The sequence below is a fragment of the Streptomyces sp. NPDC036822 genome (assembly GCF_055609145.1).
Map to the genome: position 1 here is coordinate 337,936 of NZ_JBVJPY010000006.1, position 25,525 is coordinate 363,460.

Annotated in this window: 24 protein-coding genes and 1 pseudogene; 14 read left to right on the plus strand and 11 right to left on the minus strand. The window is 74.2% G+C overall.

The window, feature by feature from the left end; translation table 11 throughout:
• The first annotated feature begins 60 nt into the window (after positions 1–60).
• The 4 genes and pseudogenes from ACZ68P_RS17320 to ACZ68P_RS17335 all read left to right on the plus strand — a co-directional run bounded on the left by ACZ68P_RS17320 (position 61) and on the right by ACZ68P_RS17335 (position 3,948).
• Positions 61–1,425, plus strand: coding sequence for an MFS transporter (locus ACZ68P_RS17320; RefSeq protein ID WP_471006899.1), 1,365 nt, complete (start codon positions 61–63; stop codon positions 1,423–1,425).
• 129 nt (positions 1,426–1,554) lie between these two features.
• Positions 1,555–2,034 carry a DUF2771 domain-containing protein gene (locus tag ACZ68P_RS17325; RefSeq protein WP_471006901.1) on the plus strand — a complete coding sequence of 160 codons (480 nt, stop codon included), beginning with the start codon at positions 1,555–1,557 and terminating at the stop codon, positions 2,032–2,034.
• A gap of 403 nt (positions 2,035–2,437) precedes the next feature.
• A pseudogene (locus ACZ68P_RS17330) lies at positions 2,438–3,094 on the plus strand (futalosine hydrolase); the annotation flags it as partial.
• The gene (locus ACZ68P_RS17335; protein WP_471006904.1) at positions 3,091–3,948 is read left to right on the plus strand and encodes a 1,4-dihydroxy-6-naphthoate synthase; all 858 of its coding nucleotides are present in this window, start codon (positions 3,091–3,093) and stop codon (positions 3,946–3,948) included. The pseudogene ACZ68P_RS17330 and the gene ACZ68P_RS17335, both read left to right, overlap by 4 nt.
• 36 nt (positions 3,949–3,984) lie before the next feature.
• Here ACZ68P_RS17335 and ACZ68P_RS17340 read toward each other — a convergent pair whose 3' ends face one another.
• A complete protein-coding gene (locus tag ACZ68P_RS17340; RefSeq protein WP_391143746.1) occupies positions 3,985–4,368 on the minus strand; it encodes a cold-shock protein in 384 nt (127 codons plus the stop codon).
• A gap of 159 nt (positions 4,369–4,527) precedes the next feature.
• On the opposite strand from ACZ68P_RS17340, the gene ACZ68P_RS17345 reads away from it, so the two are divergent.
• Positions 4,528–4,797, plus strand: a complete 270-nt coding sequence (locus ACZ68P_RS17345) for a hypothetical protein (protein ID WP_471006906.1) — start codon at positions 4,528–4,530, stop codon at positions 4,795–4,797.
• Positions 4,798–4,844: 47 nt separating this feature from the next.
• On the opposite strand, the gene ACZ68P_RS17350 is transcribed toward ACZ68P_RS17345, so the two are convergent.
• Both ACZ68P_RS17350 and ACZ68P_RS17355 read right to left on the minus strand, forming a co-directional pair.
• On the minus strand, positions 4,845–5,486 hold the full coding sequence (locus ACZ68P_RS17350; protein ID WP_471006908.1) for an HAD family hydrolase: 642 nt from the start codon (positions 5,484–5,486) through the stop codon (positions 4,845–4,847).
• A gap of 91 nt (positions 5,487–5,577) precedes the next feature.
• Positions 5,578–6,516 carry a hypothetical protein gene (locus tag ACZ68P_RS17355; protein ID WP_471006909.1) on the minus strand — a complete coding sequence of 313 codons (939 nt, stop codon included), beginning with the start codon at positions 6,514–6,516 and terminating at the stop codon, positions 5,578–5,580.
• Between the two features lie 63 nt (positions 6,517–6,579).
• Here ACZ68P_RS17355 and ACZ68P_RS17360 point away from each other — a divergent pair, with 63 nt between their 5' ends.
• Together ACZ68P_RS17360 and ACZ68P_RS17365 are read left to right on the plus strand one after the other, a co-directional pair.
• The gene (locus ACZ68P_RS17360; protein WP_471006910.1) at positions 6,580–9,342 is read left to right on the plus strand and encodes a helicase-associated domain-containing protein; all 2,763 of its coding nucleotides are present in this window, start codon (positions 6,580–6,582) and stop codon (positions 9,340–9,342) included.
• Positions 9,343–9,455: 113 nt separating this feature from the next.
• A complete protein-coding gene (locus ACZ68P_RS17365) occupies positions 9,456–10,580 on the plus strand; it encodes an amidinotransferase (RefSeq protein WP_471006912.1) in 1,125 nt (374 codons plus the stop codon).
• A gap of 35 nt (positions 10,581–10,615) precedes the next feature.
• On the opposite strand, the gene ACZ68P_RS17370 is transcribed toward ACZ68P_RS17365, so the two are convergent.
• A complete protein-coding gene (locus ACZ68P_RS17370) occupies positions 10,616–11,011 on the minus strand; it encodes a hypothetical protein (RefSeq protein WP_471006913.1) in 396 nt (131 codons plus the stop codon).
• A 138-nt stretch (positions 11,012–11,149) separates the two neighbouring features.
• On the opposite strand from ACZ68P_RS17370, the gene ACZ68P_RS17375 reads away from it, so the two are divergent.
• Positions 11,150–12,793: a DNA repair helicase XPB gene (locus tag ACZ68P_RS17375; protein WP_471006915.1), complete on the plus strand. Its 1,644-nt coding sequence runs from the start codon at positions 11,150–11,152 to the stop codon at positions 12,791–12,793.
• A 93-nt stretch (positions 12,794–12,886) separates the two neighbouring features.
• Here ACZ68P_RS17375 and ACZ68P_RS17380 read toward each other — a convergent pair whose 3' ends face one another.
• The gene (locus ACZ68P_RS17380; protein ID WP_471006916.1) at positions 12,887–13,102 is read right to left on the minus strand and encodes a hypothetical protein; all 216 of its coding nucleotides are present in this window, start codon (positions 13,100–13,102) and stop codon (positions 12,887–12,889) included.
• Positions 13,103–13,334: 232 nt separating this feature from the next.
• On the opposite strand from ACZ68P_RS17380, the gene ACZ68P_RS17385 reads away from it, so the two are divergent.
• Positions 13,335–15,371, plus strand: coding sequence for a HelD family protein (locus ACZ68P_RS17385; protein WP_471006919.1), 2,037 nt, complete (start codon positions 13,335–13,337; stop codon positions 15,369–15,371).
• Between the two features lie 87 nt (positions 15,372–15,458).
• Positions 15,459–15,845, plus strand: coding sequence for a VOC family protein (locus ACZ68P_RS17390; protein WP_471006922.1), 387 nt, complete (start codon positions 15,459–15,461; stop codon positions 15,843–15,845).
• Between the two features lie 336 nt (positions 15,846–16,181).
• Here ACZ68P_RS17390 and ACZ68P_RS17395 read toward each other — a convergent pair whose 3' ends face one another.
• The 3 genes from ACZ68P_RS17395 to ACZ68P_RS17405 all read right to left on the minus strand — a co-directional run bounded on the left by ACZ68P_RS17395 (position 16,182) and on the right by ACZ68P_RS17405 (position 19,151).
• Complete coding sequence (locus ACZ68P_RS17395) at positions 16,182–17,111, minus strand: aminoglycoside phosphotransferase family protein (RefSeq protein ID WP_471006923.1); 930 nt, start codon at positions 17,109–17,111, stop codon at positions 16,182–16,184.
• Positions 17,112–17,432: 321 nt separating this feature from the next.
• Positions 17,433–18,122: a copper homeostasis protein CutC gene (locus ACZ68P_RS17400; RefSeq protein WP_471006925.1), complete on the minus strand. Its 690-nt coding sequence runs from the start codon at positions 18,120–18,122 to the stop codon at positions 17,433–17,435.
• A gap of 51 nt (positions 18,123–18,173) precedes the next feature.
• Positions 18,174–19,151 carry a hypothetical protein gene (locus tag ACZ68P_RS17405; protein WP_471006927.1) on the minus strand — a complete coding sequence of 326 codons (978 nt, stop codon included), beginning with the start codon at positions 19,149–19,151 and terminating at the stop codon, positions 18,174–18,176.
• Between the two features lie 180 nt (positions 19,152–19,331).
• On the opposite strand from ACZ68P_RS17405, the gene ACZ68P_RS17410 reads away from it, so the two are divergent.
• Positions 19,332–19,616, plus strand: coding sequence for a cation transporter (locus ACZ68P_RS17410; RefSeq protein WP_471006930.1), 285 nt, complete (start codon positions 19,332–19,334; stop codon positions 19,614–19,616).
• Positions 19,617–19,743: 127 nt separating this feature from the next.
• Entirely contained in the window at positions 19,744–22,014 is a 2,271-nt protein-coding gene (locus ACZ68P_RS17415; RefSeq protein WP_471006932.1) for a heavy metal translocating P-type ATPase, read from the plus strand.
• 345 nt (positions 22,015–22,359) lie between these two features.
• On the opposite strand, the gene ACZ68P_RS17420 is transcribed toward ACZ68P_RS17415, so the two are convergent.
• The 3 genes from ACZ68P_RS17420 to ACZ68P_RS17430 form a co-directional block, all read right to left on the minus strand.
• Positions 22,360–22,986: a LysE family transporter gene (locus tag ACZ68P_RS17420; RefSeq protein WP_471006934.1), complete on the minus strand. Its 627-nt coding sequence runs from the start codon at positions 22,984–22,986 to the stop codon at positions 22,360–22,362.
• Positions 22,983–23,294 carry a DUF2087 domain-containing protein gene (locus ACZ68P_RS17425; RefSeq protein ID WP_471006936.1) on the minus strand — a complete coding sequence of 104 codons (312 nt, stop codon included), beginning with the start codon at positions 23,292–23,294 and terminating at the stop codon, positions 22,983–22,985. Before ACZ68P_RS17425 ends, ACZ68P_RS17420 begins: the two co-directional genes overlap by 4 nt.
• Before the next feature lie 71 nt (positions 23,295–23,365).
• Entirely contained in the window at positions 23,366–24,031 is a 666-nt protein-coding gene (locus ACZ68P_RS17430) for a TetR/AcrR family transcriptional regulator (protein WP_471006938.1), read from the minus strand.
• 115 nt (positions 24,032–24,146) lie between these two features.
• Here ACZ68P_RS17430 and ACZ68P_RS17435 point away from each other — a divergent pair, with 115 nt between their 5' ends.
• Both ACZ68P_RS17435 and ACZ68P_RS17440 read left to right on the plus strand, forming a co-directional pair.
• Positions 24,147–24,533, plus strand: a complete 387-nt coding sequence (locus ACZ68P_RS17435; RefSeq protein ID WP_471006941.1) for a VOC family protein — start codon at positions 24,147–24,149, stop codon at positions 24,531–24,533.
• 225 nt (positions 24,534–24,758) lie between these two features.
• Positions 24,759–25,463, plus strand: coding sequence for an HD domain-containing protein (locus ACZ68P_RS17440; protein WP_471006942.1), 705 nt, complete (start codon positions 24,759–24,761; stop codon positions 25,461–25,463).
• Positions 25,464–25,525 lie beyond the last annotated feature (62 nt).

The window sequence follows — 25,525 nt, forward strand, 5'->3', positions numbered from 1 at the left end:
CCGGACGCCGCAGGGCCGCGCTTCGGTTCGTACGGGAGGGGTGTGGGGCACTATGACGGGGTGGCAGCCGCACGGTCGTCCGCACGATCCCACGATCATGCCGGGCCGCTCCGCAGAGCGGGCCGGTCGGTCGGGCGCGCCCTGCGCCGGCCGTTCACGGGCACGGCGCGAGGGATCAGAAAGGCGACCCACGCGCACGGGGCCGGTGAATCGGGCCTCGGGAAGCTGATCGAGCTGCACGCCGTGAACGGCGCCGGCGACGTGATGATCACCGTGGCGCTCGCCTCCACGGTCTTCTTCTCCGTGCCGACGGACGAGGCCCGCGGCCGGGTCGCGCTCTACCTGGCGATCACGATGGCTCCCTTCACCCTGCTGGCCCCGGTCATCGGCCCGCTTCTCGACCGCATCCCGCACGGGCGGCGCGCCGCGATGGCCGGGGCGATGCTGACCCGGGCGGTCCTCGCCATCACGATGTCCGCGGTGGTGGCCACGGGCGGCATCGAGCTGTATCCGGCGGCCCTCGGCGTCCTGGTGGCCTCCAAGGCGTACGGAGTGGTGCGCAGCGCGGTCGTGCCACGTCTCCTTCCACCGGGCTTCTCGCTGGTCAGAGCGAACTCCCGGGTCACCTTGGCGGGTCTCCTCGCCACGGGCGTCGCCGCGCCGATCGGGGCGGGGCTCCAGCAGATCGGCCCGCCCTGGCCGCTGTACGGGGCGTGCGTGCTCTTCCTCCTGGGGGCGTTCTGGGCGTTCCGCATGCCGCACAAGGTCGACTCGGCGAAGGGCGAGCGCCGGGCGCATCTGCTGACGCACGGGGAGGAGAAGCCGAGCCTGCGGACCGTCGGCCCGGCCGTGCTGCACGGCCTCCAGGCCAACGCCGCGCAGCGCGTGCTCTCCGGCTTCCTGATCTTCTTCCTGGCCTTCCTGCTGCGCGAGCACCCGCTGGGGGACCAGAGCGCGGCGGTCTCCCTGGCGATCGTGGGCGTGGCGGCCGGCGTCGGGAACGCGTGCGGCACGGCGGTCGGCTCGCTGTTGCGGGAACGCGGCCACGGCCCGGAGGTGATCATCGCCACGATGATCACCATCGTGCTGGCCACGGCGATCTGTACGGCCGTCTTCTTCGGCGGGGTGATGGTGGCGGTCCTGGGCGCGGTGGCGGGCCTCACCCAGGCGCTGTCGAAGCTCTCGCTCGACGCCCTGATCCAGCGGGACGTGCCGGAGGTGGTGCGGACATCGGCGTTCGCCCGCTCGGAGACGTTGCTCCAGATGGCGTGGGTGGTGGGCGGTGCGATCGGCATCTCGCTGCCGCTGAACGGGACGCTGGGCATGGCGGTCGCGGCGGGCATCCTGGCCCTGGGCGCGCTCCTCGCGGTCCGGGGCCTGCTCAAGGCGGCACGGCGGCCCCTGCCGCGCAGGCGGCCCGCCTGAGCCGCGCCGGGACGGCGGCCCGGGGCCGGGTCAGGCCCGGCGGAGCGCGGCGGGGCCGGGTGGGGCCGAAAACGCGGCGCGCCGCACCCCCGCGTGGCGTAGCTCGACACGCCCGATAGCCTTCGGGCCATGACCGTTGCGTTCTTCACCGGCTCGCGCCGCCGGGCCGCCGTCGCCCTCGGGGCCGTCGCCGCCGGCCTCCTCTCCCTCTCGGCCTGCGACAAGCCGACTCCGCTCGCGACCCTGACGGTCGGGACCGATTCCGTGCACTCCGAGGCCTCCTGCTACAACGACGGCGACGCCATCAAGGAGTCGCAGGTCCAGCAGTGCCTGAACAAGAAGCCCGAGAAGACCCTCACGGTCTCGATGGACGACAAGATCCGGTTCGGTGTCGACCCGGAGATCGCGGAAAAGGGCTGGACCATCTTCCTGGGCGGCCAGCAGGCCGAGCCGGAGCCGTACAAGAAGACGTACCGGACCATTCCGGCCAGCGCCTTCTTCTCCAGCCAGACCGGTGAGACCACCGACAAGTCGCAGGTCACGATCGTCGAGACCGACGGCAAGAAGCTGACCGGCATCTGGCACTTCGAGCTGAAGAAGGACTCCTGATCCGCCGGTGGTCCTCCGGATCCTGATCGTGACGGCCGTGGCGGCGGAGGCGGACTCCGTCGCCGCCGGCCTCACCTTCGGCGTGCCGGGCTCGGGTGAGCACCCGCTCCCGGGCGGCTTCGTGCTGCGCCGCCACGCGCGTACGGTCCCGGAAACGGCGCTCCCGTCGCCCTCCGGCCCGCACCCCGGCGCCCGCCCGGGCACGCGCCCCGGAACCGCGTCCCGGCCTGTCCACGGAACCGACGCCGGAACCGCCTCCGCCACCGCCTCCCGGCCCGACGCCGGATCCGTCCACGCAACCGACGCCGGAACCGCCCCCGCCCCCGGCTCCCGCTCGGACACCGCCTCCGGCTCCCACTTCCCCTCGCGAACCGCCCCCGGCTCCGAGGCGCCCGGGCACGTCCTCGTCGACGTTCTCGTCGGCGGCGTCGGGCCGGCGTCGGTCGCCGTCGCCACCGCGACCGCCCTCGCCTGGGCGTCCCGCGCGAACGCCTCGCCTTCCGCCGCCGGGGACCCCGGCCCGCCGACGCCCCCGCCCGCCGACGCGCTCCCCTACGACCTCGTCGTCTCCGCCGGGATCGGGGGCGGGTTCCAGCCCGGCGCGCCGATCGGGTCCGTCGTCGTCTCCGACGCGATCGTGGCCGCCGACCTGGGGGCCGAGACCCCCGACGGCTATCTGGCCGTCGACGCGCTCGGCTTCGGCCGGTCCGTGCACCGGGTGCCCGAGGAGGTGACCGGGCGGATCTCCGCCGCCCTCGCCGGCGGCGGGCACCGCCACACCGTCGGGCCCGTGCTCACCGTCTCCACCGTCACCGGCTCCGCCGAGCGCGCCGCCGAGCTGGCGAGGCGTCACCCGGGCGCCGCCGCCGAGGCGATGGAGGGGTTCGGCGTGGCCGAGGCCGCCGCCGCGTACGGCGTGCCCGTGGTCGAGATCCGGGCGGTCTCCAACGCCGTGGGCCCGCGTGACCGGGGAGCCTGGCGGATCGGCCAGGCCCTGGACGCCCTGCGCGTCACCTTCCAGCTGCTCAGCCACTCCGTCCTCGTGGAGCCCGCCCCATGACGCCCAAGCTCAAGATCGCCTACTCGCCCTGCCCGAACGACACCTTCGTCTTCGACGCCTGGGCCCACGGCCGCCTCCCCGACGCGCCGCGGCTCGACGTGACCTTCGCCGACATCGACCTGACCAACGGGTGGGCCGAGAGCGGATCGTCCCCGTACGACGTACTGAAGGTCTCGTACGCCGTGCTGCCCTGGGTCCTCGACGAGTACGCGCTGCTGCCCTGCGGCGGCGCCCTGGGCCGTGGCTGCGGACCGCTGGTGCTCACCCGGGAGGAGGGCGCGGGCGCGGACCTCGCGGGGAGGACGGTGGCGGTGCCGAGCGAGCGCTCGACCGCCTATCTGCTCTTCCGGCTCTGGGCGGCCGACGTCGTCCCGGGAGGCGTCGGGAACGTCGTCGTCATGCCGTTCCACGAGATCATGCCGGCCGTGCGGGACGGGAAGGTCGACGCGGGGCTCGTCATCCACGAGGCCCGTTTCACGTACCGGAACTACGGCCTGCACGCCCTCGCCGACATGGGCGCCCACTGGGAGGACACCACCGGCCTGCCCATCCCGCTCGGCGCGATCATCGCCAAGCGCTCCCTGGGCGCGGACATGCTGCGACGGCTCGCGGACACGGCCCGCGCCTCCGTGCGGATGGCCTGGGACGACCCGGCCGCCTCCCGGCCGTACGTCCTGGAGCACGCGCAGGAGATGGACCCCGCGGTGGCGGACCAGCACATCGGGCTCTACGTCAACGAGTTCACGGCCGACCTCGGCGAGGCCGGCTACGCGGCGGTCCGCGGCCTGCTCACGCGCGCCGCGGCCGAGGGGCTGGTGCCGCCCCTCGGCCCGGACGCGCTGGCGTTTCCCTGAGGCCCCGAGGGCTCCGCGCGCCTCGCGGGGCGGGGCTCAGACGTCGAGCTGGTCCGCCACCGCCCGCAGCAGGCCCGCGATCTTCTTGCCCTGCACCTTGTCGGGGTAGCGGCCCCGCTCCAGCATCGGGGTGATGTTCTCCAGCAGCGTCGTCAGGTCCTGGACGATGGACGCCAGTTCGTCGGGCTTACGGCGCTGCGCCGCGGCGACGGACGGGGTCGGGTCGAGAACGGTCACGGAGAGCGCCTGGTCGCCGCGCTGCCCGGCCACGACGCCGAACTCCACGCGCTGCCCGGGCTTGAGCGCGTCGACTCCGGCAGGGAGCACCGACGAGTGGACGAAGACGTCGCCGCCGTCGTCGCGGGAGAGAAAGCCGAAGCCCTTCTCGCTGTTGAACCACTTGACCTTGCCGGTAGGCACGTCTGTCCTCGTCCTCGTACTCGATGGGTGCGCCGGGAATCCGGCTCGGGATAGCAAGACAGCGGGTCACCCGACCCGCCGGCACCAGGCTAATAGGCATCCGGCTGCTGACAAGACGTCGCCGGTTTGTTCCTCCGGCCGGGGAACTACCCTGGCCGAATGCGTAGTGAAACCCCTTCGGTCCCCTCGGACGACAGCGCCCCGGGTGACGTACTCGTCCGGGCCGGTGCGATCGTCTTCGTCATCGGCGCGGTGGCCACCCTCGTCACGGTCGCCCCGCTCTTCCTGGGCACCGATCCGTTCCCGCCCGTCGCTTACGCGGTGTGCATGCTGATGGGCGTCGGATTCCTCGTCGCGGGCGCCGGCGTGCTGCGGTCGATCGCGGCGCAGCGCCGGCAGGCGCGGGGGGCGGCCGTCCCGGGACGGTAGGGCCTGCTCCGGGGGCCGTCGGCGCGCCGGCGGGGAGGCGTGGGCGGTCAGGGCCGGCCGGTGGAGCGGTACGCCTCCAGCCAGGCACGGAAGTCCGTCAGATCGGCCAGGACCACGTCCGCGCCGGCCGCGCGCAGCTCCGTCTCGTCGCACGGTCCCGTCGCCACGGCCACCGACAGGGCGCCCGCCGTCGCGGCGCCCCTGACGTCGCCTATGTGGTCGCCGACGTACACGCTCGCGCCGTGCTCGCGCAGCGCCTCAGCCTTGCCCTCGGCCCACAGTCCGCCGATCACGGCGTCCGGGTCGATGCCGAGGTGGGTGAGGTGGAGCTTGGCGTGCGCCTCGTTCTTGGCGGTGACGACGATCGTCCGGCCGCCCGCCTCGTGAACGGCTTGAATCGCATCCCTCGCGCCGGGCAGCGGGAGCGACGGCCCGATCGCGTACGCCGGGTAGAGCGCCCGGTACTGCGCGACCCGCTGCTCGATCTCCTCCTCCGGGAACCAGTGCGCCAGCTCGTGCTGGAGCGGGGGCCCCAGCCGGGAGACCGCGAGGTCGGCGTCGATGGCCACACCTGTCTCGGCGGAGAACGCCTCGTAGGCGGCCTTGATGCCGGGGCGGGAGTCGATCAGCGTCATGTCGAGGTCGAAGCCGACGGTGAGCGGAAGTCGTGGCAGCGTCATGCGGCCCATTGTGCCCAGACGTCCGCATCGGTCCGCCGCCCCGCGTGCGCCCCGCCCAGCCGGGGGCGAGCCCCCTTCCGGCCGGGGACGGGACGCCGCCTCAGAGCCGGCGGGCGCGCCAGAGCAGGAAGAGGGACGAGACGACGGCCGCCGCGCGCAGCACCCACGGCCAGGTCTCGGAGAGGGCCGCGCCCATCGCCTCGCCGCCGTGGGCGATCGGGGAGCCCCAGCGGCCCTCGACGCGGCCCCAGATCCAGACGGCACCGGAGGTGAGCGTGAGCCCCGGCAGGATCACGACCGCCCACCGGGCCTCGGCGCGGGTCAGGCGCCGGGAGGCGTAGGCGAGGAGCCAGCCGGCCGCGAGGGCGACCAGTGACCCGAAGGCGGCTCCGCCGAGGAGCAGCAGCGCGGCCAGCACCAGGAAAGGGCTGCCCAGGCGCAGGCGGCGCGGGCCGGGCACGGCGTCGGTGGCGGGCACGGGGTCCGCCGCCGGTACGGGAGCCTTGCGCCGCAACCGTGCCAGAGGGCGCGTCCAGCGGCGTCCGGCCGGCTCCGCCTCCGGTGCCCCGGGCCCCTCCGTCCCCTCCTCCGCCTCGTCGTCGGCCGGCGGCTTCAGCAGCTCCGGGATTTCCACCCCGCCCCTGAACCCCGGCACCAGCTCGTCCCCCGGCCGGGACGGGGCCTCGGTGCTCCACCAGTCCGGCTCGGTGTCGGCGGCCCCCACCTCGTCCTCGCCGGCCAGATGCGGCGGGGTCGGCCACCGGTCCTCCGTGCGCGGCTTCGGCACCGCGGTCGGCTCGGGCGCGAGCGCGCGCCCCGTCGCCCGGTCCACGACCTCGTCCGGGGTCCCCAGCGCGGCGAGGATCCCGCGCACCGCCCCGGGGTCGCCCTCGCCGTCCGTGGCGCGCCGACGGTCGATCTCGTTCCGGAGGGACGACACGAGCCGCATCCGCGACGCGGACGGAAGCTGCCGTTGCTGCGCCAGATCGCCGACCCGGCTCAGATAGTCGAAGACCAGCTGGTCGCTCTCGATCCCCACAATGCCCCTCCGCAGCCCGTACGCCCCGACGTTAGCGCCTGCGCAGGGGCTAACGTGGGGCGGATGGGGATCGGTGAGCTCGATCGGGAGGCGCACGTGCCCGCAGAATCCAGTGCCGCCACTGCGCCGCGCACGCTCGCGGAGGCGCTGCGTGCCCGGGGGGACGAGGGGCTCGCCGCGCTGCTGCGCGCGCGCCCGGACCTGCTCTCCCCGGTGCCGAACGACCTGACGCAGCTCGCCACCCGGGCCGGGACACGCGCCTCCGTCGTCCGCGCCCTGGAGCGGCTGGACCGGTTCGCGCTCCAGACGGCCGAGGCACTGGCCGTGGCCCCGGACCCCGCGCCGTATCCCGTGCTCCTCGCCCTGCTCACCGGCGACGACGGGGACGCGGAGATCGAGGCGGCGCTGCCGCGCGCGGTGGAGGCGCTGCGCGAACAGGCGCTGGTCTGGGGCGAGGACGACCGGCTGCGGCTGGTGCGGACCGCCCGCGAGCTGCTCGCCCCGTCGCCGCAGCACCCGTCGCCGACGGGGCTGGGGCCGACGGTCGCGGAGGCCACGGCCGGGATGTCGCCCGGCCGGATCCAGGAGATCATCGCGGCGGCGGGGCTGCCGGCGACCCACGATCCGGTGTCGGCGGTGGCGGCGCTGACGGGGCTGTTCACCGACCGGGACCGGATGGGCGAGCTGCTCGACACGGCTCCGTCGGACGCGCTGGCCGTCCTCGACCGGCTCGTGTGGGGGCCGCCGTACGGCGAGGTGTCGGCGAACCCGGCGCCGCCCGTGCGCTGGCTGCGCGACCGGGGCCTGCTGCTGCCGGTGTCGACCCGCACCGTCGTGCTGCCGCGTGAGGCGGCCCTGCACCTGCGGGGCGGCCGGGCGCACCGGGTGCCGGAGCCGCATCCTCCGGTGCTGTCCGTGGTGCGCGAGTACCGTCCACAGGTCGTGGACAGCGCCGCGGCGGGCCAGGCGTACACCGCCCTGGCCACGGTCGAGGAGCTGCTGAAGAGCTGGAACCAGGGCGGTCCGGCCGTCCTGCGGGCGGGCGGCCTGTCGGTACGGGACCTCAAGCGGACGGCCGCCGCCCTGGAGGTCTCCGAGCAGGCAGCGGCGTTCTGGCTGGAACTCGCCTACGGAGCGGGGTTGCTGGCCTCGGACGGCGAGGCGGACGAGCGGTACGCGCCCACCCCCGTCTACGACGACTGGCTGGACCTGCCGGCGGCCGAGCGCTGGGCCCGGCTCGCCGTCGTCTGGCTCACCGCGACCCGTACGTCCGGACTGGTCGGCGGCCAGGACGCGAAGGGCCGCACCCTGTCCGCGCTCGGCCCCGACCTCGACCGCGCCATGGCCCCGGAGGTGCGCCGCCGCGTGCTCGCCCTGCAGGCCACCGTGGAGCCGGGGTCCGCGGCCGACCCGGAGATGCTGCTGGCCAGGCTGCGATGGGAGCGGCCGCTGCGGTCCTCGTCCGCCGGGGGGCCGGGCGGATCCGCCGGTCGCGCGGTCCCGGCCGCCGTCGCCCCGGCCGCGAGCCGGGCGCTCGGCGGAGGCACGGCCTCGGCGGCGACGGCCACGACGGATCCGCGCACGGCGACCGGCACGAGCACCGGACCGGGTGCCGGGGCGGGATCGGCGGCGGGACACGGGGCGGGGCCGGGGATCGGCTCCTCCGCCGGCTCCGGCATGCCCGGCCGCCCCGCCCACAGCCCCGACCTGCGGTCCCGGATCGCCCTGTGGACCCTCGAAGAGGCCGAGATGCTCGGCGTCACCGGCCGGGGCGCCCTCTCCTCCCCCGGACGGGCGCTGCTCAACCTGCCCCTCGCCGAGGCGGCCCACGAGCCGGTGACCGGCGGCGGGGTCGAGCTGTCCGTGGCGGCGGGCCGCGCGGCGACCCTGCTCGCGCCGCTCCTCCCGGAGGCCGTCGACCACGTCCTGCTCCAGGCCGACCTGACCGCCGTCGCCCCCGGCCCCCTCCGGCGCCCGCTCGCCGACATGCTCTCCGTCCTCGCGGACGTGGAGTCGAAGGGCGGCGCGACGGTCTTCCGTTTCACCCCCGGCTCGGTCCGCCGCGCCCTCGACGCCGGCCGCAGCGCGTCGGACCTGCACGACTTCCTGACCGCCCACTCCCGTACGCCGGTCCCGCAGCCCCTCGCGTACCTGATCGACGACGTGTCACGCCGGCACGGGCATCTGCGCGTCGGCGCGGCGTCGGCGTACGTCCGCTGCGACGACGACGCGCTGCTCGGCGAGATCATGGCCGACAAGCGGTCGGCGTCCCTTCGGCTGCGGCGTCTGGCGCCGACCGTCCTGGCCGCGCAGACCGACCCGGCGGCGCTGCTCGACGGACTGCGGTCGATGGGCTACGCCCCGGCCGCGGAGTCCGCGGAGGGCGATGTCCTGATCACCCGCGCCGACGCCTACCGCACCCCCGCCCGCACCGCGCCCGTTCCGGTGCCGGACGGGCCTCCGGTGCCCGACGCGACCCTGCTCGGCGCGGCGGTCCGGGCGATCAGGGCCGGGGACCTGGCCTCCACGGCGGTGCGCAAGGAACGCCCCGACGGCGATCCGGCTCGCCCCGCGCCCACCGGCGGCGAACTCCCGCGCACCTCCCCCGCCGAGACCCTGGCCACCGTCCAGGCCGCGGCCATGACCGGCTCCGCCGTCTGGATCGGCTACGTCAACGCGGAGGGCGCCGCAAGCCAGCGGGTCATCGCTCCGGTCCGGGTCGAGGGCGGCTTCGTGACGGGCTACGACCACACGGCGGACGAGGTCCGCACGTACCCTCTGCACCGCATCACGGGCGTCGCCGAACTCGCGGACGACCAGGTGTAGGGGCCACGGCCCGCCCCGGGGGCGGCCCGACCGGCCGGTCATACCACCACTTCTCGCGACACGGTGGATACAGTGAGTCACCGTCCTGTCTCTGCGAGCGAAAGCGGTCGGGCATGGTGTCGGCACCGGCGGTCACAACGGACAACGCTGCGGAACCCCTCGTCTCCCCGGTCAACTCGCACAACGAGTGGGACCCGTTGGAGGAGGTCGTGGTCGGCCGTCTCGAGGGCGCGGTCATCCCGCCCTGCCATCCGGTCGTGACCTGCAACATCCCCCCGTGGGCGGCACGGTTGCAGCGTCTGGCGTCCGGGCGGCGCTATCCGCGCGCGCTGATCGAGTCGGCGCAGGAGGAGCTCGACGGGTTCGTCTCCCTCCTGCGGTCCCTCGGCGTCACGGTCACCCGTCCGGACCCGGTCGACTACAAGCGGCGCTTCGGCACCCCCCACTGGTCGTCGCGGGGTTTCTGCAACGCCTGCCCCCGCGACAGCATGCTCGTCATCGGCGACGAGGTCATCGAGACCCCGATGGCGTGGCCGTGCCGCTACTTCGAGACCCACTCCTACCGAGGGCTCCTCAAGGACTACTTCCGGCGCGGCGCGCGCTGGACGTCGGCTCCCCGGCCCCAGCTCACCGACGAGCTGTTCGACGCGGACTTCCGCATCCCCGGGCCCGGCGAGCCGATGCGCTACATCCTCACCGAGCACGAGCCCGTCTTCGACGCGGCCGACTTCATGCGCGCCGGCCGCGACCTGTTCGTCACGCGGAGCAACGTCACCAACCGCATGGGCATCGAGTGGCTGCGCCGCCACCTGGGACCCGGCTACCGCATCCACGAGATCGAGAGCCGCTGCCGCACGCCCATGCACATCGACACCACGTTCGTCCTGCTCGGCCCCGGCAGGGTCATGGTCAATCCGGAGTACATCGACGTCGACCGCCTGCCGGACGTCCTCGACTCCTGGGACGTCCTGGTCGCCCCCGAGCCCGACCCGATCGACGAGCGCCTGCTCAAGGTCACCTCGATGTGCGGCAAGTGGCTCAGCATGAACGTCCTGATGATCGACGAGAAGCGGGTCGTCGCCGAGCGGCATCACACCGGGATGCTGCGCGCGCTCGAGAGGTGGGGATTCGAGCCGATCCCCTGCGACCTGCTGCACTACGCGCCCTTCGGCGGCTCGTTCCACTGCGCGACGCTCGACGTGCGGCGGCGCTCGACGCCCGACTCGTACGTCCGCTGAACGCTCCCCCGGCCGGCGGTCCCTTCCGGCACGCCCTACGCGGTGATGTTCCCCGTCAGCAGCATGACGAGGAACACGCCCCAGCCGACGGTGGCGACCAGGAGCGGGAACCCGAGCGCGAGCACGCACCCCGAGACGCCCAGGCCGATCCGCGCCGGGCGCCGGCGCCGGGTGCGGGCGCCGAACCAGGCCGGGAGGATCAGCGCGAGGGACGAGGCGAGGCTCCCGGCGAAGAGGAGGGAGCCGGGGGCGAACAGGCTGTCCTGCCCGGCCGCGAGGCCCGCGAGGAGGGGCGCCGCCACCGTCGCGGCCAGCGGCGCCAACCACCACCGCGGGTCGGGCGCGTCGCCGTGGCCGCCGTTCGCGGGGGGAGCGGTGGGGAAGCCGTAGGTGCCGGACGGGCTCCACCGCGGCCGGGTGTGGTTCGTCATACGCCCAGTCCACCGCGCCAGGCCCCGCGGCACGCAGCGGGCACGTACTCATCTCGCGCGTTCCCCGTACTCATCCGCGATGCGGGACACTGGGTGTTTGGCCGTTACCGGAACGGCACGGGAAGGACCTGATCAAGCGTGAACGGACCTCTCATCGTCCAAAGCGACAAAACCCTGCTCCTGGAGGTCGACCACGAGCAGGCGGACGCCTGCCGCCGCGCCATCGCCCCCTTCGCCGAGCTGGAGCGGGCCCCCGAGCACATCCACACCTACCGGGTGACCCCGCTCGGCCTGTGGAACGCCCGCGCGGCCGGTCACGACGCCGAGCAGGTCGTCGACGCGCTGGTGGAGTTCTCCCGCTATCCCGTGCCGCACGCCCTGCTCGTGGACATCGCCGAGACGATGGCCCGCTACGGCCGGCTCACCCTCTCCAAGCACCCCACCCACGGCCTCGTGCTCACCACCACCGACCGTCCCGTCCTGGAGGAGATCCTCCGCTCCAGGAAGGTCCAGCCGCTGGTCGGCACGCGGATCGACCCGGACACGGTCGCCGTCCACCCGTCCGAGCGCGGGCAGATCAAGCAGACGCTGCTGAAGCTCGGCTGGCCCGCCGAGGACCTCGCCGGATACGTGGACGGCGAGGCGCACCGGATCGACCTCGCCGAGGACGGCTGGGCCCTGCGTCCGTACCAGAAGCAGGCCGTCGAGGGGTTCTGGCACGGCGGCTCCGGTGTCGTCGTGCTGCCCTGCGGCGCGGGGAAGACCCTGGTCGGAGCCGGTGCGATGGCGCAGGCGAAGGCCACGACGCTGATCCTGGTCACCAACACCGTCTCCGCCCGGCAGTGGAAGCACGAGCTGGTGAAGCGGACGTCGCTGACCGAGGACGAGATCGGCGAGTACAGCGGTACGCGCAAGGAGATCCGGCCGGTCACCATCGCCACGTACCAGGTCCTGACGACGAAGCGGAAGGGCGTCTACCCGCACCTGGAGCTGTTCGACTCGCGGGACTGGGGCCTGATCGTCTACGACGAGGTGCACCTGCTGCCGGCGCCGGTCTTCAAGTTCACGGCGGACCTCCAGGCACGGCGGCGGCTCGGCCTGACCGCGACCCTGGTCCGCGAGGACGGCCGCGAGTCGGACGTCTTCTCGCTGATCGGCCCGAAGCGGTTCGACGCGCCGTGGAAGGAGATCGAGGCGCAGGGCTACATCGCGCCCGCCGACTGCGTCGAGGTCCGGGTCAACCTCACGGACTCGGAGCGCCTGGCGTACGCGACCGCCGAGACGGAGGAGAAGTACCGCTTCTGCGCGACGACGGCGACGAAGCGGAAGGTGACGGAGGCCCTGGTGCGGAAGTTCGCCGGCCAGCAGATCCTCGTCATCGGCCAGTACATCGACCAGCTGGACGAGCTGGGCGAGCACCTGGACGCTCCGGTCATCAAGGGCGAGACGTCCAACGCGCAGCGCGAGAAGCTGTTCGAGGCGTTCCGTCAGGGCGAGATCAGCGTGCTCGTGGTGTCGAAGGTGGCGAACTTCTCGATCGACCTGCCGGAGGCGACGGTCGCGATCCAGGTGTCGGGCACCTTCGGTTCGCGGCAGGAGGAGGCGCAGCGCCTGGGCCGGGTGCTGCGGCCGAAGGCCGACGGACACCAGGCGCACTTCTACTCGGTGGTCGCCCGGGACACGATCGACCAGGACTTCGCGGCGCACCGGCAGCGGTTCCTCGCGGAGCAGGGGTACGCCTACCGGATCATGGACGCGGACGAGCTGCTCACGGGCGGCTGAGACCGGTCGACGCCGACGGGACGCTCGCGCGCGGCCGAGGCCGGTCGACGCGGGCGGGACCCTCGCGCGCGGTCGAGAGGGCGGTCCGTGCGCTCAGCCCGGGTCCGCGACGCGGCCGGGGCGGGGGTTCCTGACCCCCGCCTCCTCCGCGTACCGGCCGAGGAGGACGACGTCGACGGCCGCGCCGCCGAAGGCGCGTATCGCGCGCAGCGTGGTGGACACGGGCCGGGAGGCCGTGCGGGTGCCGGGGCGGGAGGCCGTGCGGGCGGCGGGGACCGACGGGGCCGGGGTGAAGGTCGCTGAGGTCATACCCCCATGATGGATTTCGGACATTCCGAACACATCGCCCTGGGGGTGGAGCCCGGGTCCCCCTCGCGTCGGACCCCGACCCCTACGGGTCGTCCACGGCGGAAAACCGTTCGCCCCTCCCGTACGCGGAAGCTACACTCTCCGACTTCCCCGCCTCCCTCCGTGGAGTGCCGCCGTCCGGCCGGAAACCGGCGGCCGCCCCGTCGTGTCCACATCTCCTGGAGGCACCGCCATGTCCGCTCCGGACGACCCGCTCGCGCGCGAGCGCGCCCATCTCACCGCGTCCCGCGCCGCCCTGCGCGCGATGCGCGAGGACGCCGAGGCGCTGGACATCAAGGACGTCACCGCGAACTGGGTCAACGCGGTGGTCCTCCAGGCGCAGATCGAGGAGCGGATCAAGGCGCTCGCCGATCTCGCCCACACCCCGCTCTTCTTCGGCCGCCTGGACTACCTGCACACCACCCAGGAGGGGCAGCGCTTCTACATCGGGCGCCGGCACGTCCACGACGCCGACGGCGACCCGATGGTGATCGACTGGCGCGCCCCCGTCTCCCAGCCGTTCTACCGGGCCTCGCGGAAGGACCCGCAGGACGTCGGGCTGCGGCGCCGGTTCGGCTACACGGGCGGTGACCTCACCGCGTACGAGGACGAGCACCTCTCCGACCCCGGGGAGCCGGCGCGCACGAGCAGGCTGCTCCAGGCGGAGATCGAGCGCCCGCGCGTGGGCCCGATGCGGGACATCGTCGCCACCATCCAGCCCGAGCAGGACGAGATCGTACGGTCCGGGCTCTCCGGCACGGTGTGCGTGCAGGGCGGCCCGGGCACCGGCAAGACGGCCGTGGGCCTGCACCGTGTCGCCTATCTCCTCTACGCGCACCGCGAGCGCCTCGCCCGCACCGGCACCCTGGTCATCGGGCCGAACCGGTCCTTCCTCCACTACATCGAGCAGGTGCTCCCGGCCCTCGGCGAGCTGGAGGTGCGGCAGGCGACGGTGGACGACCTCGTCGGGCACGTGGAGGTCCGGGGGACGGACGAGGCGGCGACGGCGGTCGTCAAGGGCGACGCCCGGATGGCGCAGGTGCTGAGCCGGGCGGTCCGGTCCCACGTCACGCTGCCGACCGAGCCGCTGATGGTGGTGCGCGGCTCGCGCCGCTGGCGGGTCCCCGCGTACGAACTGGAGGAGATCGTCCGGGAGTTGCTGGAGCGGGACATCCGCTACGGCGCCGCCCGTGACGCGCTGCCGCAGCGGATCGCGCACACGGTGCTGGTACGGATGGAGCAGGCGGGCGAGGCCCCGGACGACCGGGTGCAGGAGGCGGTGGCGCGCAACCCGGCGGTGAAGGCGGTCGTGAAGGCGGTCTGGCCGGCGGTCGACCCGGCGAAGCTGGTGCTGCGGCTGCTGAGCGACGCCGATTTCCTCGCCGCCCACGCGGAGGGGGTGCTGAGCGCCGACGAGCAGAAGCTGCTGCTCTGGACGAAGCCCGCCCGTTCGGTGAGGTCGGCGAAGTGGTCGCCGGCGGACGCGGTCCTGATCGACGAGGCGAAGGACCTGGTGGAGCGGACGCACTCGCTCGGCCATGTCGTCCTGGACGAGGCCCAGGACCTGTCCCCGATGCAGTACCGGGCGGTGGGCCGGCGGTGTTCGACCGGCTCGGCGACGATCCTGGGCGACCTCGCCCAGGGGACGACGCCGTGGGCGACGGAGAGCTGGGCGCAGGCGCTGGGGCACCTGGGGAAGCCGGACGCGGTGGTCGAGGAGCTCACGGCGGGCTTCCGCGTGCCGCGCGAGGTCATCGCGTACGCCTCCCGGCTCCTGCCCCACATGTCCCCGGGCCTGGCGGCGGTCGAGTCGGTCCGTGAGAACCCCGGTTCGCTGACGGTCCGCGAGATCGAGGGGGACCTGGACACCGAGGTGGTCGCGGCGTGCGTCGCCTCGCTCGCGCACGAGGGCTCGATCGGCCTGATCGCCGCCGACGCGCGGATCGCTCCCCTGGCGGAGGCACTGACCGCCGCCGGCCTGCCGTACCTCTCCCCGGGCGAGGAGACGACGGCCGAGTCCCGGCTGACCCTGGTCCCGGCCTCGCTGGCGAAGGGCCTGGAGTACGACTACGTGGTCCTCGACGACCCGGCGGCGGTCGTCGACGGCGAACCGGACGAGCGGACGGGTCTGCGGCGCCTGTACGTGGCGCTGACCCGCGCGGTATCCGGCCTGACGGTGCTGCACTCCTCGCCGCTGCCAAGGCAGTTGGGCCGGGCGGCGGAGGGCTAGGAGCCGCGCCGCCGGGCGGCGGGCGACGGGTCGGCGCTCGCGGCGCGGGGCCGACGTCCGGCGGGCCGGCTTCGTACACTGGCGGGCATGGCATGCCGCATCAGTGAGCTCGTCCTCGAAGCCGCCGATCCCGAGCGGCTCGCCGCGTTCTGGAGCGAGGTCCTCGGCTACGCCGAACTCGGCCGGGAGGACGACGGAAGCATCGAGATCGGGCCGCCCGACGCCGGATTCGGCGGCCCGCAGCCCACCCTCGTCATCAGCCCCGGCAGCGGGCCGAGGACCGGGGGTCACCGCCTCCACATCGACGTGAACGCCACCGACCGCGACCAGGACGCCGAACTGGAGCGGCTGCTCGCTCTCGGCGCCACGCCCGCCGACGTCGGCCAGACCGGCACGGAGGACTGGCACGTCCTGGCCGACCCGGAGGGCAACGTCTTCTGCCTCCTGCGCCGCCGGCTCCAGCCCCTCCCGTAGCGCAGGTCGCGAGGAAGGCGCGCACGCCCCGGGAGACGGTGTCGTCACCGAGCAGCGCGTGGTGGTCGAGGCAGCCGGCGGCGTTGTCGGCGGCGTCGGTCAGCGGCACGCTGCTGTCGGGTCGACCACCTCGTCGCAGCTGGACCACCGGGTGGCGTAGCGCACCGCCCCGGGGGTCTCGTCGCCTTCCGCGGGCCGCTTCCGGACGTAGGAGCCCGGAGTCGTGTCCCGGCAGGCCTGGTCCCACGGGGCGCAGGCCCAGGCGGCATGGCGGGGTCTGCGGGGCGAGATGAACAGCCCGGTGCGGGGCGGGAGTTCACCGGCGCCTCCGCCTCCTCACACTCCGGTCGCGTACTCGGCGAGCGCTTCGGAGAACGAGCGGCGGGCGACGGCGGCGAGGACCGGGTTCGTCTCGCGGTAGGAGTGCTCCGTGACCAGCCCCCAGCACAGCGCCCAGCCGCGCCCGCGCGCCCAGGTGGCGTCGTCGACCTCGGCGGCCTCCCGGAACAGGGGGCGCGTCCCGGCGGTGAACACGGTCCAGGCCGCCATCATGTCGCAGGCCGGATCGCCCGTACCGACCCCGCCGAAGTCGATGACGGCGCTCAGCCGGCCCGCGCGCGTCAGGAGGTTGCCGGGCAGCAGGTCGCCGTGGACCCAGACGGGGTCGCGGTCCCACTGCGGCAGCCGGAGCACCGACTCCCACGCGGCGGTCGCGGCGGCGGTGTCGACCGTGCCGTCGGTGCCGAGGTCGACGAGGGCGCGCGTGATGTGGTCCCCGCACCACTCGGTGATGTGTCCGCCCCGGAAGGAGCGGGGGCCGCCGCTCGCGTCGACGCGACGCAGGGCCGCTCCGAAGCGGCCCAGCGAGACGGCCGCGTGGGCGAGATCGGCGATCGGCTCGTCGAAGGCGTCGGCGCCGTCGAGCCAGCCGTACACCGACCAGGGCAGGCCGTAGCCCTCCGCCGGCACACCCGCCCCGAGCGGCACCGGCACCGGCAGGGGCAGGTGGGGGGCGAGGTACGGCAGCCAGCGCTGCTCCTTGTGGACCTGCCCGGCGGCGGACGGGACCCGGGGCAGCCGGACGGTCTTGTCGTCGCCGAGCCGGAACATGGCGTTGTCGGTACCGGCGGACGGCACCGCCGTGACCGGCAGCCCGGCCCACCCGGGAAACTGCGCCGCGACGAGCCGCGCGACGAGCCCGGCATCGACACCGACCTCGTCGGGGCGGCGGGCGGGGGGCGTGTGGGGAACTCGCGCGGCCGGCATGGCCGGAAGGCTAGCCAGCGGGCCGCCCGATGGGCCAACCCTTTTGGCCCGGGGGGCGACGCTCCCGGCCCCCCGGACGCTCTTGACCCGGGGGGCGGACGGCCTTGGCCCGGGGGCCGACGGTCCTGGGCAGTGGGCCGACGGCCTTGGCCCGGGGGCCGACGGTCCTGGCCCGCGGGCCGACGGCCTTGGCCCGGGGGCCGACGGTCCTGGCCCGCGGGCCCGACGCCGTCCGTCTCGCGGCCGTCGGCGAGGGCGGGTTCGCGTCCTCTCGACCGCGGCCTACGGACCGCCGCGCCCTCGCCGGCCCCGGCCGCCCCTCTACGCGTCGATCGCCTCGCGCCAGGTGCGGACCGCGTCCGTGGAGACCGGGTGGGTCCAGCCGTTCGGGCGGGCCGCCCCGCCGATGTGGAAGGCGTCGAGGCCGGCCGCGCGGAGTTCGGGGAGGTGGTCGAGGCGGAGGCCGCCGCCCACGAGGATCCGGGGTTCGTAGCCCGGCTCTCCCGCGCGGGCCGCCTCGGCCTTGAGGACCGGGAGGCCGTCGTCGACGCCCGTCGCCGCGCCCGCGGTGAGGTAGGTGTCGAGGCCGGGCAGGTCCGCGAGCTGCTTGCGCAGGGCGTCGCGGTCGGCCGCCCGGTCGACGGCCCGGTGGAAGGTCCAGCGGCAGCCGTCCAGGACGGCGATCAGCCGCTCGACGGCCACCAGGTCCGCGTCGCCGTGTGCCGTCAGGAAGCCCAGCACGAACTCGTCCGCACCGGCCTCCCGGAGCTCCGAGGCGCGGGCGACCAGGGCGTCCACGTCGCCCGCCGCGAAGCCGTCCGTCAGCCTGAGCATCACGCGCAGCGGGATGTCCACGGCGGCGCGGATCTCGCGGAAGCCGGTCAGGCTCGGGGTCAGCCCGTCCGCCGCCATGTCGGTGACCAGTTCGAGACGGTCCGCCCCGCCGGCCTGGGCCGCGACCGCGTCCCCTTCGTCGAGGGCGATCACCTCAAGGACTGCACGGTTGCTCATCGAGCCCATTCCTCCATGAATGACGGCTACAGGTCTAGTCCAATGACCAGACTAGCCGTGCGTGTGCTCTCCCGCATCGTGCGCGCCGCCCCCGGTCGGCGCCGGCGCCTTCTCCGGCGCCGCGTGCCCGGCGCCCGCGTGCACCGTGAAGGCCGCCGTCCGCACCGTGCCGCCGTGCTGGAAGTCGAGGAAGAGGCGGTACGTCCCCGGGCTGGGCGCCGTCGCCGTGAAGGAGACGTCCGGGCCGGGGCCGCCCTCGTTGGGGTGGACGTGCAGGTAGGCGAGGTCGCCGTCGCGGAGGGCGACGAGGTGGCCGTACGCACCGAGATACGGCTCCAGGTCCGTGACCGGCTTTCCGCCCTTGGTGACGGTGAGCTTCAGCTCGCCGGCCCTGCCGGGGGCGAGCGTGCCGCTCAGGGCGACCTGGTAGCCGTCGACGGCCGCGGTCGGCGCGGCGGCCGGCATCTGCCGCGGCGCGTACGCGCCGGGTACGGACAGGTCCACGCCCAGGGTCACGTTCCTCGCTCCCTCGATCGCCGGCTTGAAGTCGGCGAAGGCCTTGTAGCCGCCCGCCGCGGGCAGGTCGACGGGTGTCGACCAGGTGCCGTCGGCCGCCCGGACGGGGTGCAGGTGGCGGTAGACCGTCAGGTCGCGCGAGGCGACGATGAAGTGCAGCTCCTTGCCGTGCTCGGTCTCGTACGCGGTGACCTTCCGGCCGTCGCCGTCCTTGACGGAGAACGTCAGCACGCTCCTGCCGACGGCCGGCCGCGGCGTCTCGAGGTCGAGGGTGTAGCCGCCCTCCGAGACCTGGAGCCCCCCGGCGGCGGGCGCGTTCGCCTCGCCGTGCCCGGCGTGCCCGTCCCCGGCCCCCTCCGACGCTTCCGCCTCGCCCGTCGCGGCCGCGTGTTCACCGTGCGCGGCCGGCCGCGGCTCGTCCACGGGTCCGACGCCCTTGCCGACCCCGTACGCGGCCCCGAAGGTCGCGGCGAGCGCGGCGGCATAGGCGGTGATCTTCACTCCGGTGTTCATGACAGCTCTCCCGTGCGTGGGTGACCGTTCCGTCCGATACACCCCACGATACCCCTGGGGGGTATCAAGTCAAGCCGAGGAGGGCGCTTGCGCCGAATACGGGCGGGGGGTATACATGAACCCAGCTGGATACCCCCCGAGGGTATCGGATTTCCCTGATCACCGAACGAGGAGGAACCCATGTCTTCCTGCTGTACTCCTGACGGCAGCTGCTCGACCGGCGCCGGCGAGGCCACCACCGCCGTCGCCGACGCCACCACCACCGTCTACGCCGTGACCGGCATGACCTGCGCCCACTGCAAGACCGCGATCACCACCTCCGTCGGCGAACTGGCCGGCGTCCTCTCCGTGGACGTCGACGTCGCCGGCGGCCGGGTGACCGTCACCACGGGCGGCGAGCCGGACGACACCGCGATCGCCGCCGCGATCGACGACGCCGGCTACGAGCTCACCGGCCGCGCCTGACCCCTGGCGCACGCACCACCACGGCCGCCGGGGCCCGTCCCGTCCCTCCCGGGCCCCGGCCCCCGAGTGCCGGCGCAGATGATCGGCCGCCACGCGAAGGCGCACCCAGCCTCAGGAAAGAGGAGCCATGACCACGACCACTCCGGGCGCCGCCCAGGTCGAGCTCGCCATCGGCGGCATGACCTGCGCCTCGTGCGCGGCGCGTATCGAGAAGAAGCTCAACCGCATGGACGGGGTCGAGGCCACCGTCAACTACGCCACCGAGAAGGCGAAGGTCACCTTCGACGCGGACGCCGCCGTCTCGGTCGCCGACCTGATCGCGACCGTCGAGGCCACCGGCTACACCGCCCAGGAGCCCACCCCGCCCAAGGCCGCCGCACCGGGAGACGACGGGCCGTCCGACGAGGAGAAGGCCGACGAGGAGCTCCGGCCCCTGAAGCAGCGGCTGATCACCTCCGTCGCGCTCGCCGTCCCCGTCGTCGCGATGGCGATGATCCCGGCGCTGCAGATCGAGTACTGGCAGTGGCTGAGCCTCACGCTCGCCGCCCCGGTCGTCGTCTACGCCGCCTGGCCGTTCCACCGGGCCGCGTGGACCAACGCCCGGCACGGCGCGGCCACCATGGACACGCTGATCTCGGTCGGCACGATCGCCGCGTTCCTCTGGTCGCTGTGGGCGCTGTTTTTCGGCACCGCCGGTACGCCCGGGATGACGCACCCCTTCGAGTTCACGATCGCCCGCACGGACGGCGCCGGGAACATCTACCTGGAGGCCGCGGCGGGCGTCACCGCCTTCATCCTGGCCGGCCGGTACTTCGAGGCCCGCTCCAAGCGCAAGGCGGGCGCGGCGCTCAAGGCGCTGATGCAGCTGGGCGCCAAGGAGGTGACGGTCCTCAGGAACGGCCGCGAGGTCACGGTGCCCACCGCCGAACTCGCCGTCGGGGACCGCTTCCTGGTCCGCCCGGGCGAGAAGATCGCCACCGACGGCACCGTCGTCGAGGGCTCCTCCGCCGTGGACGCCTCGATGCTCACCGGCGAGTCCGTGCCGGTCGAGGTCGGCGTCGGCGACTCGGTCACCGGCGCCACCCTGAACGCCGGCGGCCGGCTGGTCGTCGAGGCCACCCGCGTCGGGGCCGACACCCAGCTCGCCCGGATGGCCAAGCTGGTCGAGGACGCGCAGAACGGCAAGGCCGCCGCCCAGCGCCTGGCCGACCGGATCTCCGCGGTCTTCGTGCCGATCGTCATCGCCCTCGCCCTCGGCACGCTCGGCTTCTGGCTGGGCTCCGGATCCGGCCTGACCGCCGCGTTCACCGCCGCCGTCGCCGTCCTGATCATCGCCTGCCCCTGCGCCCTGGGCCTCGCCACCCCGACCGCCCTCATGGTCGGCACCGGCCGTGGCGCCCAGCTCGGCATCCTCATCAAGGGCCCGGAGGTCCTGGAGACCACCCGCAAGGTCGACACCATCGTCCTGGACAAGACCGGCACCGTCACCACCGGCCGGATGACCCTCCTCAAGGTCCATACCGCCGACGGCACCGACGAGACAGACGTGCTGCGCCTGGCGGGCGCCCTGGAGCACTCCTCCGAGCACCCGATCGCCCAGGCCGTCGCCACCGGCGCCGCCGCCAAGGTCGGCACGCTCCCCACGCCCGAGGACTTCGCCAACATCCCCGGCCTCGGCGTCCAGGGCGTCGTCGAGGGCCACGCCGTCCTCGTCGGCCGCGAGAAGCTCCTCACCGAGTGGGCCTTGGAGCTCCCCCGGGCGCTCAAGACCGCCAAGGACGAGGCCGAGCAGGCCGGGAGGACCGCCATCGCGGTGGCCTGGGACGGCGAGGCCCGGGCGGTCCTGGAGGTCGCCGACGCCATCAAGGAGACCAGCGCCGAGGCGATCGGGCGGCTGCGCGCACTCGGCCTGACCCCGATCCTGCTGACCGGTGACAACGAGGCCGTCGCCCGGTCCGTCGCCGCCGAGGTCGGCATCGACGAGGTCTTCGCCGAGGTCATGCCCCAGGACAAGGTCGACGTCGTCAAGCGCCTGCAGAGCGAGGGGCGTTCGGTGGCCATGGTCGGGGACGGCGTCAACGACGCCGCCGCCCTGGCCCAGGCCGACCTGGGCCTGGCGATGGGCACCGGCACGGACGCCGCCATCGAGGCCGGCGACCTGACGCTCGTACGAGGAGACCTGCGGGCCGCCGCCGACGCCATCCGGCTCTCCCGCAAGACCCTCGGCACCATCCGCTCCAACCTCTTCTGGGCCTTCGCCTACAACGTCGCCGCCCTGCCGCTCGCCGCGGCCGGGCTGCTCAACCCGATGATCGCGGGCGCCGCCATGGCCTTCTCCTCGGTCTTCGTGGTCGGCAACAGCCTGCGCCTGCGCGGCTTCCGGGCCGCCGACAACTGACCCGCGCCACCGCCCGCAACCCGTCCGACGAGGAGGCCGCCGTGGCCCTGCTGGGCGATCACCTCAGCTGCTGCGTCACCGAGGTGATCGCCCAGGGCGGGGACCAGGCGAAGGTGAAGGTGGGCGAGGCGTCGAAGGCGGGGCCTCCCGGCGGGACGGACGGCGGAGGCGCTCCGGATCGTCCACATCGACTGAGGGGGCGGGGCTGCCGGGGCGTACCGGCAGGCCGGGCAGCCCGGGTCGCCCGGCTGACGGTACGCCGGCCCGACGACGGCGTCATCATGGGGCCGCGCCACCGTGAACTGGCCGGCGAAAGGGTGCACCCGCGAGCGGAGCCGCCCGCCCCTATGTCACCAGGTGCACCGCCAAGCCGGTGATCAGGGCGCTCGACGCGAGGGCGGTGCCGAGGCGGCCGCGGGCGCTCGTCAGGGTGCGGCCGAGCAGGGCGCCGCCCGTCGCCAGGAGGAGTTGCCAGCTCGCGGAGGCGGTGAGGGCGGCGAGCACGAAGGCGGTCCGGTCGAGCGTGGTGGCCGGGGCCGAAGGGCCGGTGGCCAGGATCAGGGCCGCGAAGTAGATCACGGTCATGGGGTTGAGGACCGTGATGCCGAGGAACGCGAGGAAGGCGCGCCACGGGGTGAGGGGGTGGTCGCCGCCCCGCCGCCCGGCAAGCGCTCCCTCGCGGTAGGCGCGTACGGCCGTCCACGCGGAACGGGCCGCGAGGACGACCAGGACCAGCGCCGAGATCCACCGCAGCGGGGTCATGACCGGCGCGAGCAGCGGGACGAGGGCCGAGCCGCCGAGGACCGCGACGAGGGCGTAGAGCCCGTCCGCCGCCGCGACGCCGAGCGCCGCGGCCGCTCCCGTACGCCAGCCGGTGCGGGCGGTGACCGCCACGAGGTACGCGCCGACGGCGCCGACCGGGATCGCGATGCCGTAGCCGGCCAGCAGGCCGGCCACCACCGCGGCCGTCACGCGACGGACGGAATCGCGCCTCCGGGCGAGCCGGGCCGCTGCTGTCGGCGGTAGGCCGCGCCGTCCTTCGTACGGGAGAGCAGGCCGCCGGTCACGAGGTAGCGGCGGAGCGCCGGGAAGTCGTCGTGGACGGTGAGCAGCGCTTCGTTGACCTCGCGTTCGCTGTAGGAGCGGGCGGGCTCGAAGAGCGTCTCGGCCAGGTGGGCGAGGAGCTGCTCGCGGCGGGCCGGCCTGCGCGGGATCGCCTTCAGGCGTCCGGCCGTCGAGAAGAGGTCCGCCACCGGGCGCGACTCGGGAGGGGAAGTCATACGCGGAAGAGTGGCGCGCGGGGCGCGGGTCCGGCAAAGGGTTTTCCCGGCCCGCGCGCCCTCGCGGCCGGTCAGGGCCGCCCGGCGTAGGGGGAGCCGTCGAGGGCGGTGGCGAGGAGGTCGAAGACGTGCTCGGCCTCCGGGACGAGGACGGCCGTGATGCGGTCGTCGGGGTCCCCGGCCAGGGTGAGCTCCTGGATCCGCCGGAACAGCAGGCGGTGCGCCGCCGCGATGAGGGCGGCGGCCGCCCGCGGGGCGATGCCGTCACCGGCGCCGGGCCGCTCCCCGGCGCCCGCCTCGATCCCGAGGGCGGCCAGGGCGGTGGCGAGCTCCTCCTCGCGCCGGTCGTGGAGCTCGCGCAGCCGGGCGGTGAGGGTCGGGCTGTCGACGATCATGCCCGCGAAGGCGGGACCGGCGAACCCGGCCACCGGGTCGTGGTGTTCCAGGGCGGTGAGGCACTCCCGCCGCAGCGCGTCGAGCGGCGACTCGCCCTCACCGCGCCCGGTGACGGCGGCGGCCAGGCTCGCGGTGAAGACCTCGTGGTGGTCGAGGGCCATGTCCTCCTTGCGCGCGAAGTAGTTGGTGACGGTCTTCTTCGCGACACGGGCCGCGGTGGCGATCTCGGCGATGGTCGTCGCCTCGAAACCCTGCTCCATGAAGAGCCGGGTGGCGTGATCGGAGATCAGCCGGCGCGTCTCCTGCTTCTTGGACTCGCGGAGCCCCATCTCGGTACCCATGGAGCAATCTTACATCGGTAGCAAAAATAGTCTTGACGCACGGAATCGGCTCTGCGTAAAGTTACGTCCGTCGCAAAATTCGCTGAGCCGATTCGCCGCTGCCCCAGGAGCGTTCTTGAACGTCACCACCTCCACCCTCTCGCTGACCGTCGCCGACCCGGAAGCCTCCCGGGACTTCCTCACCACCTACCTCGGCTACCAGGTCGCCATGGCCGAGGACGGCTTCGTCTCCCTGCGCCGGGAGGACGCCGCCGTCGACATCGTCCTGCTGCGCCAGGGCATCGAGGTCCTTCCGGCGGACCAGCGCGACCAGCACGCGGCCGGCCTGATCCTCGCCCTCACCGTCACCGGCATCGAGGCCGAGGAGTCGCGGCTGCGGGAAGCGGGCGCCCCCCTCACCATGCCGCTGCGCGAAGAGCCCTGGGGCGAACGCCTCTTCCAGATGACCGACCCCAACGGCGTCGTGGTCCAGCTCGTCGAATGGGTCACCCCGTCCGCCTGACGTCCACCCCCGGCACGTCGGCTCCCTCCGGTCGCCCGCGGGCCCCCGCCGGAGTGTGACGCCGTTGATCGACACGTCCACGATGACCACGAACCGGGCGGCGACGAGGACGACAAGGGGCATTCACGGACGTACGGGGTACCCAAGGGGGGTACCCCGTACGGCGAAGTGGCAGGGCCGTCGGAAGACGGCCTTGCGGGCGACGGGAGGCGGCACAATGCGCGTATGACCGCCGAAGAAGAGCACGCCGAGCACGCGCCGGACCCCGCGCTGCTCCAGCGCTGGACCTCGACCCTGCGCGCGGCCCGGGCGGGCCGCGAGGGCCCCGACCCCGTCCCGTACGGCCTCAACCTGCTGGCCCGCTGGGCCGAGCCGCAGCGCAAGTACCACACGGTCGACCACCTGCGGGCGGTCCTCGACCGCATCGACGAACTCTCCGACCTGGGCGGCGAGGGCGGCGAACTGGAGCTGGTCCGCCTGGCGGCCTGGTTCCACGACGCGGTCTACCGCCCGGACCGCTCGGAGAACGAGGAACGCTCCGCCGCCCTGGCCGAGAAGGCCCTCACGGAGGCCGGCCTGACGAGCCACGAGGTGACGGAGGTGGCCCGCCTGGTGCGCCTGACGGTCACCCACGACCCGGCGGAGGGCGACATCAACGGCGAGCTGCTCTGCGACGCGGACCTGGCGATCCTGGCGAGCGATCCGGATACCTACGCGGGGTATACGAAGGCCGTCCGCGAGGAGTACGCCTTCGTCCCGGACACGGCCTTCCGCGAGGGCCGCGCGGCGGTCCTCCGCCAGCTGATGTCCCTCCCCCGCCTCTTCCGCACGCCGTACGGCGCGGCGGCCTGGGAGGGAAGGGCCCGGACGAACCTGCGGGCGGAGCTGACCACCCTGACGTCGACGAACTGCCCACCGCCGCCGCGCTGAGGCTCCCTGAAACCGCTCACGTCGGCTTCGAGGCGCGTGCCACGGGCGACGAGCGGCGCCCG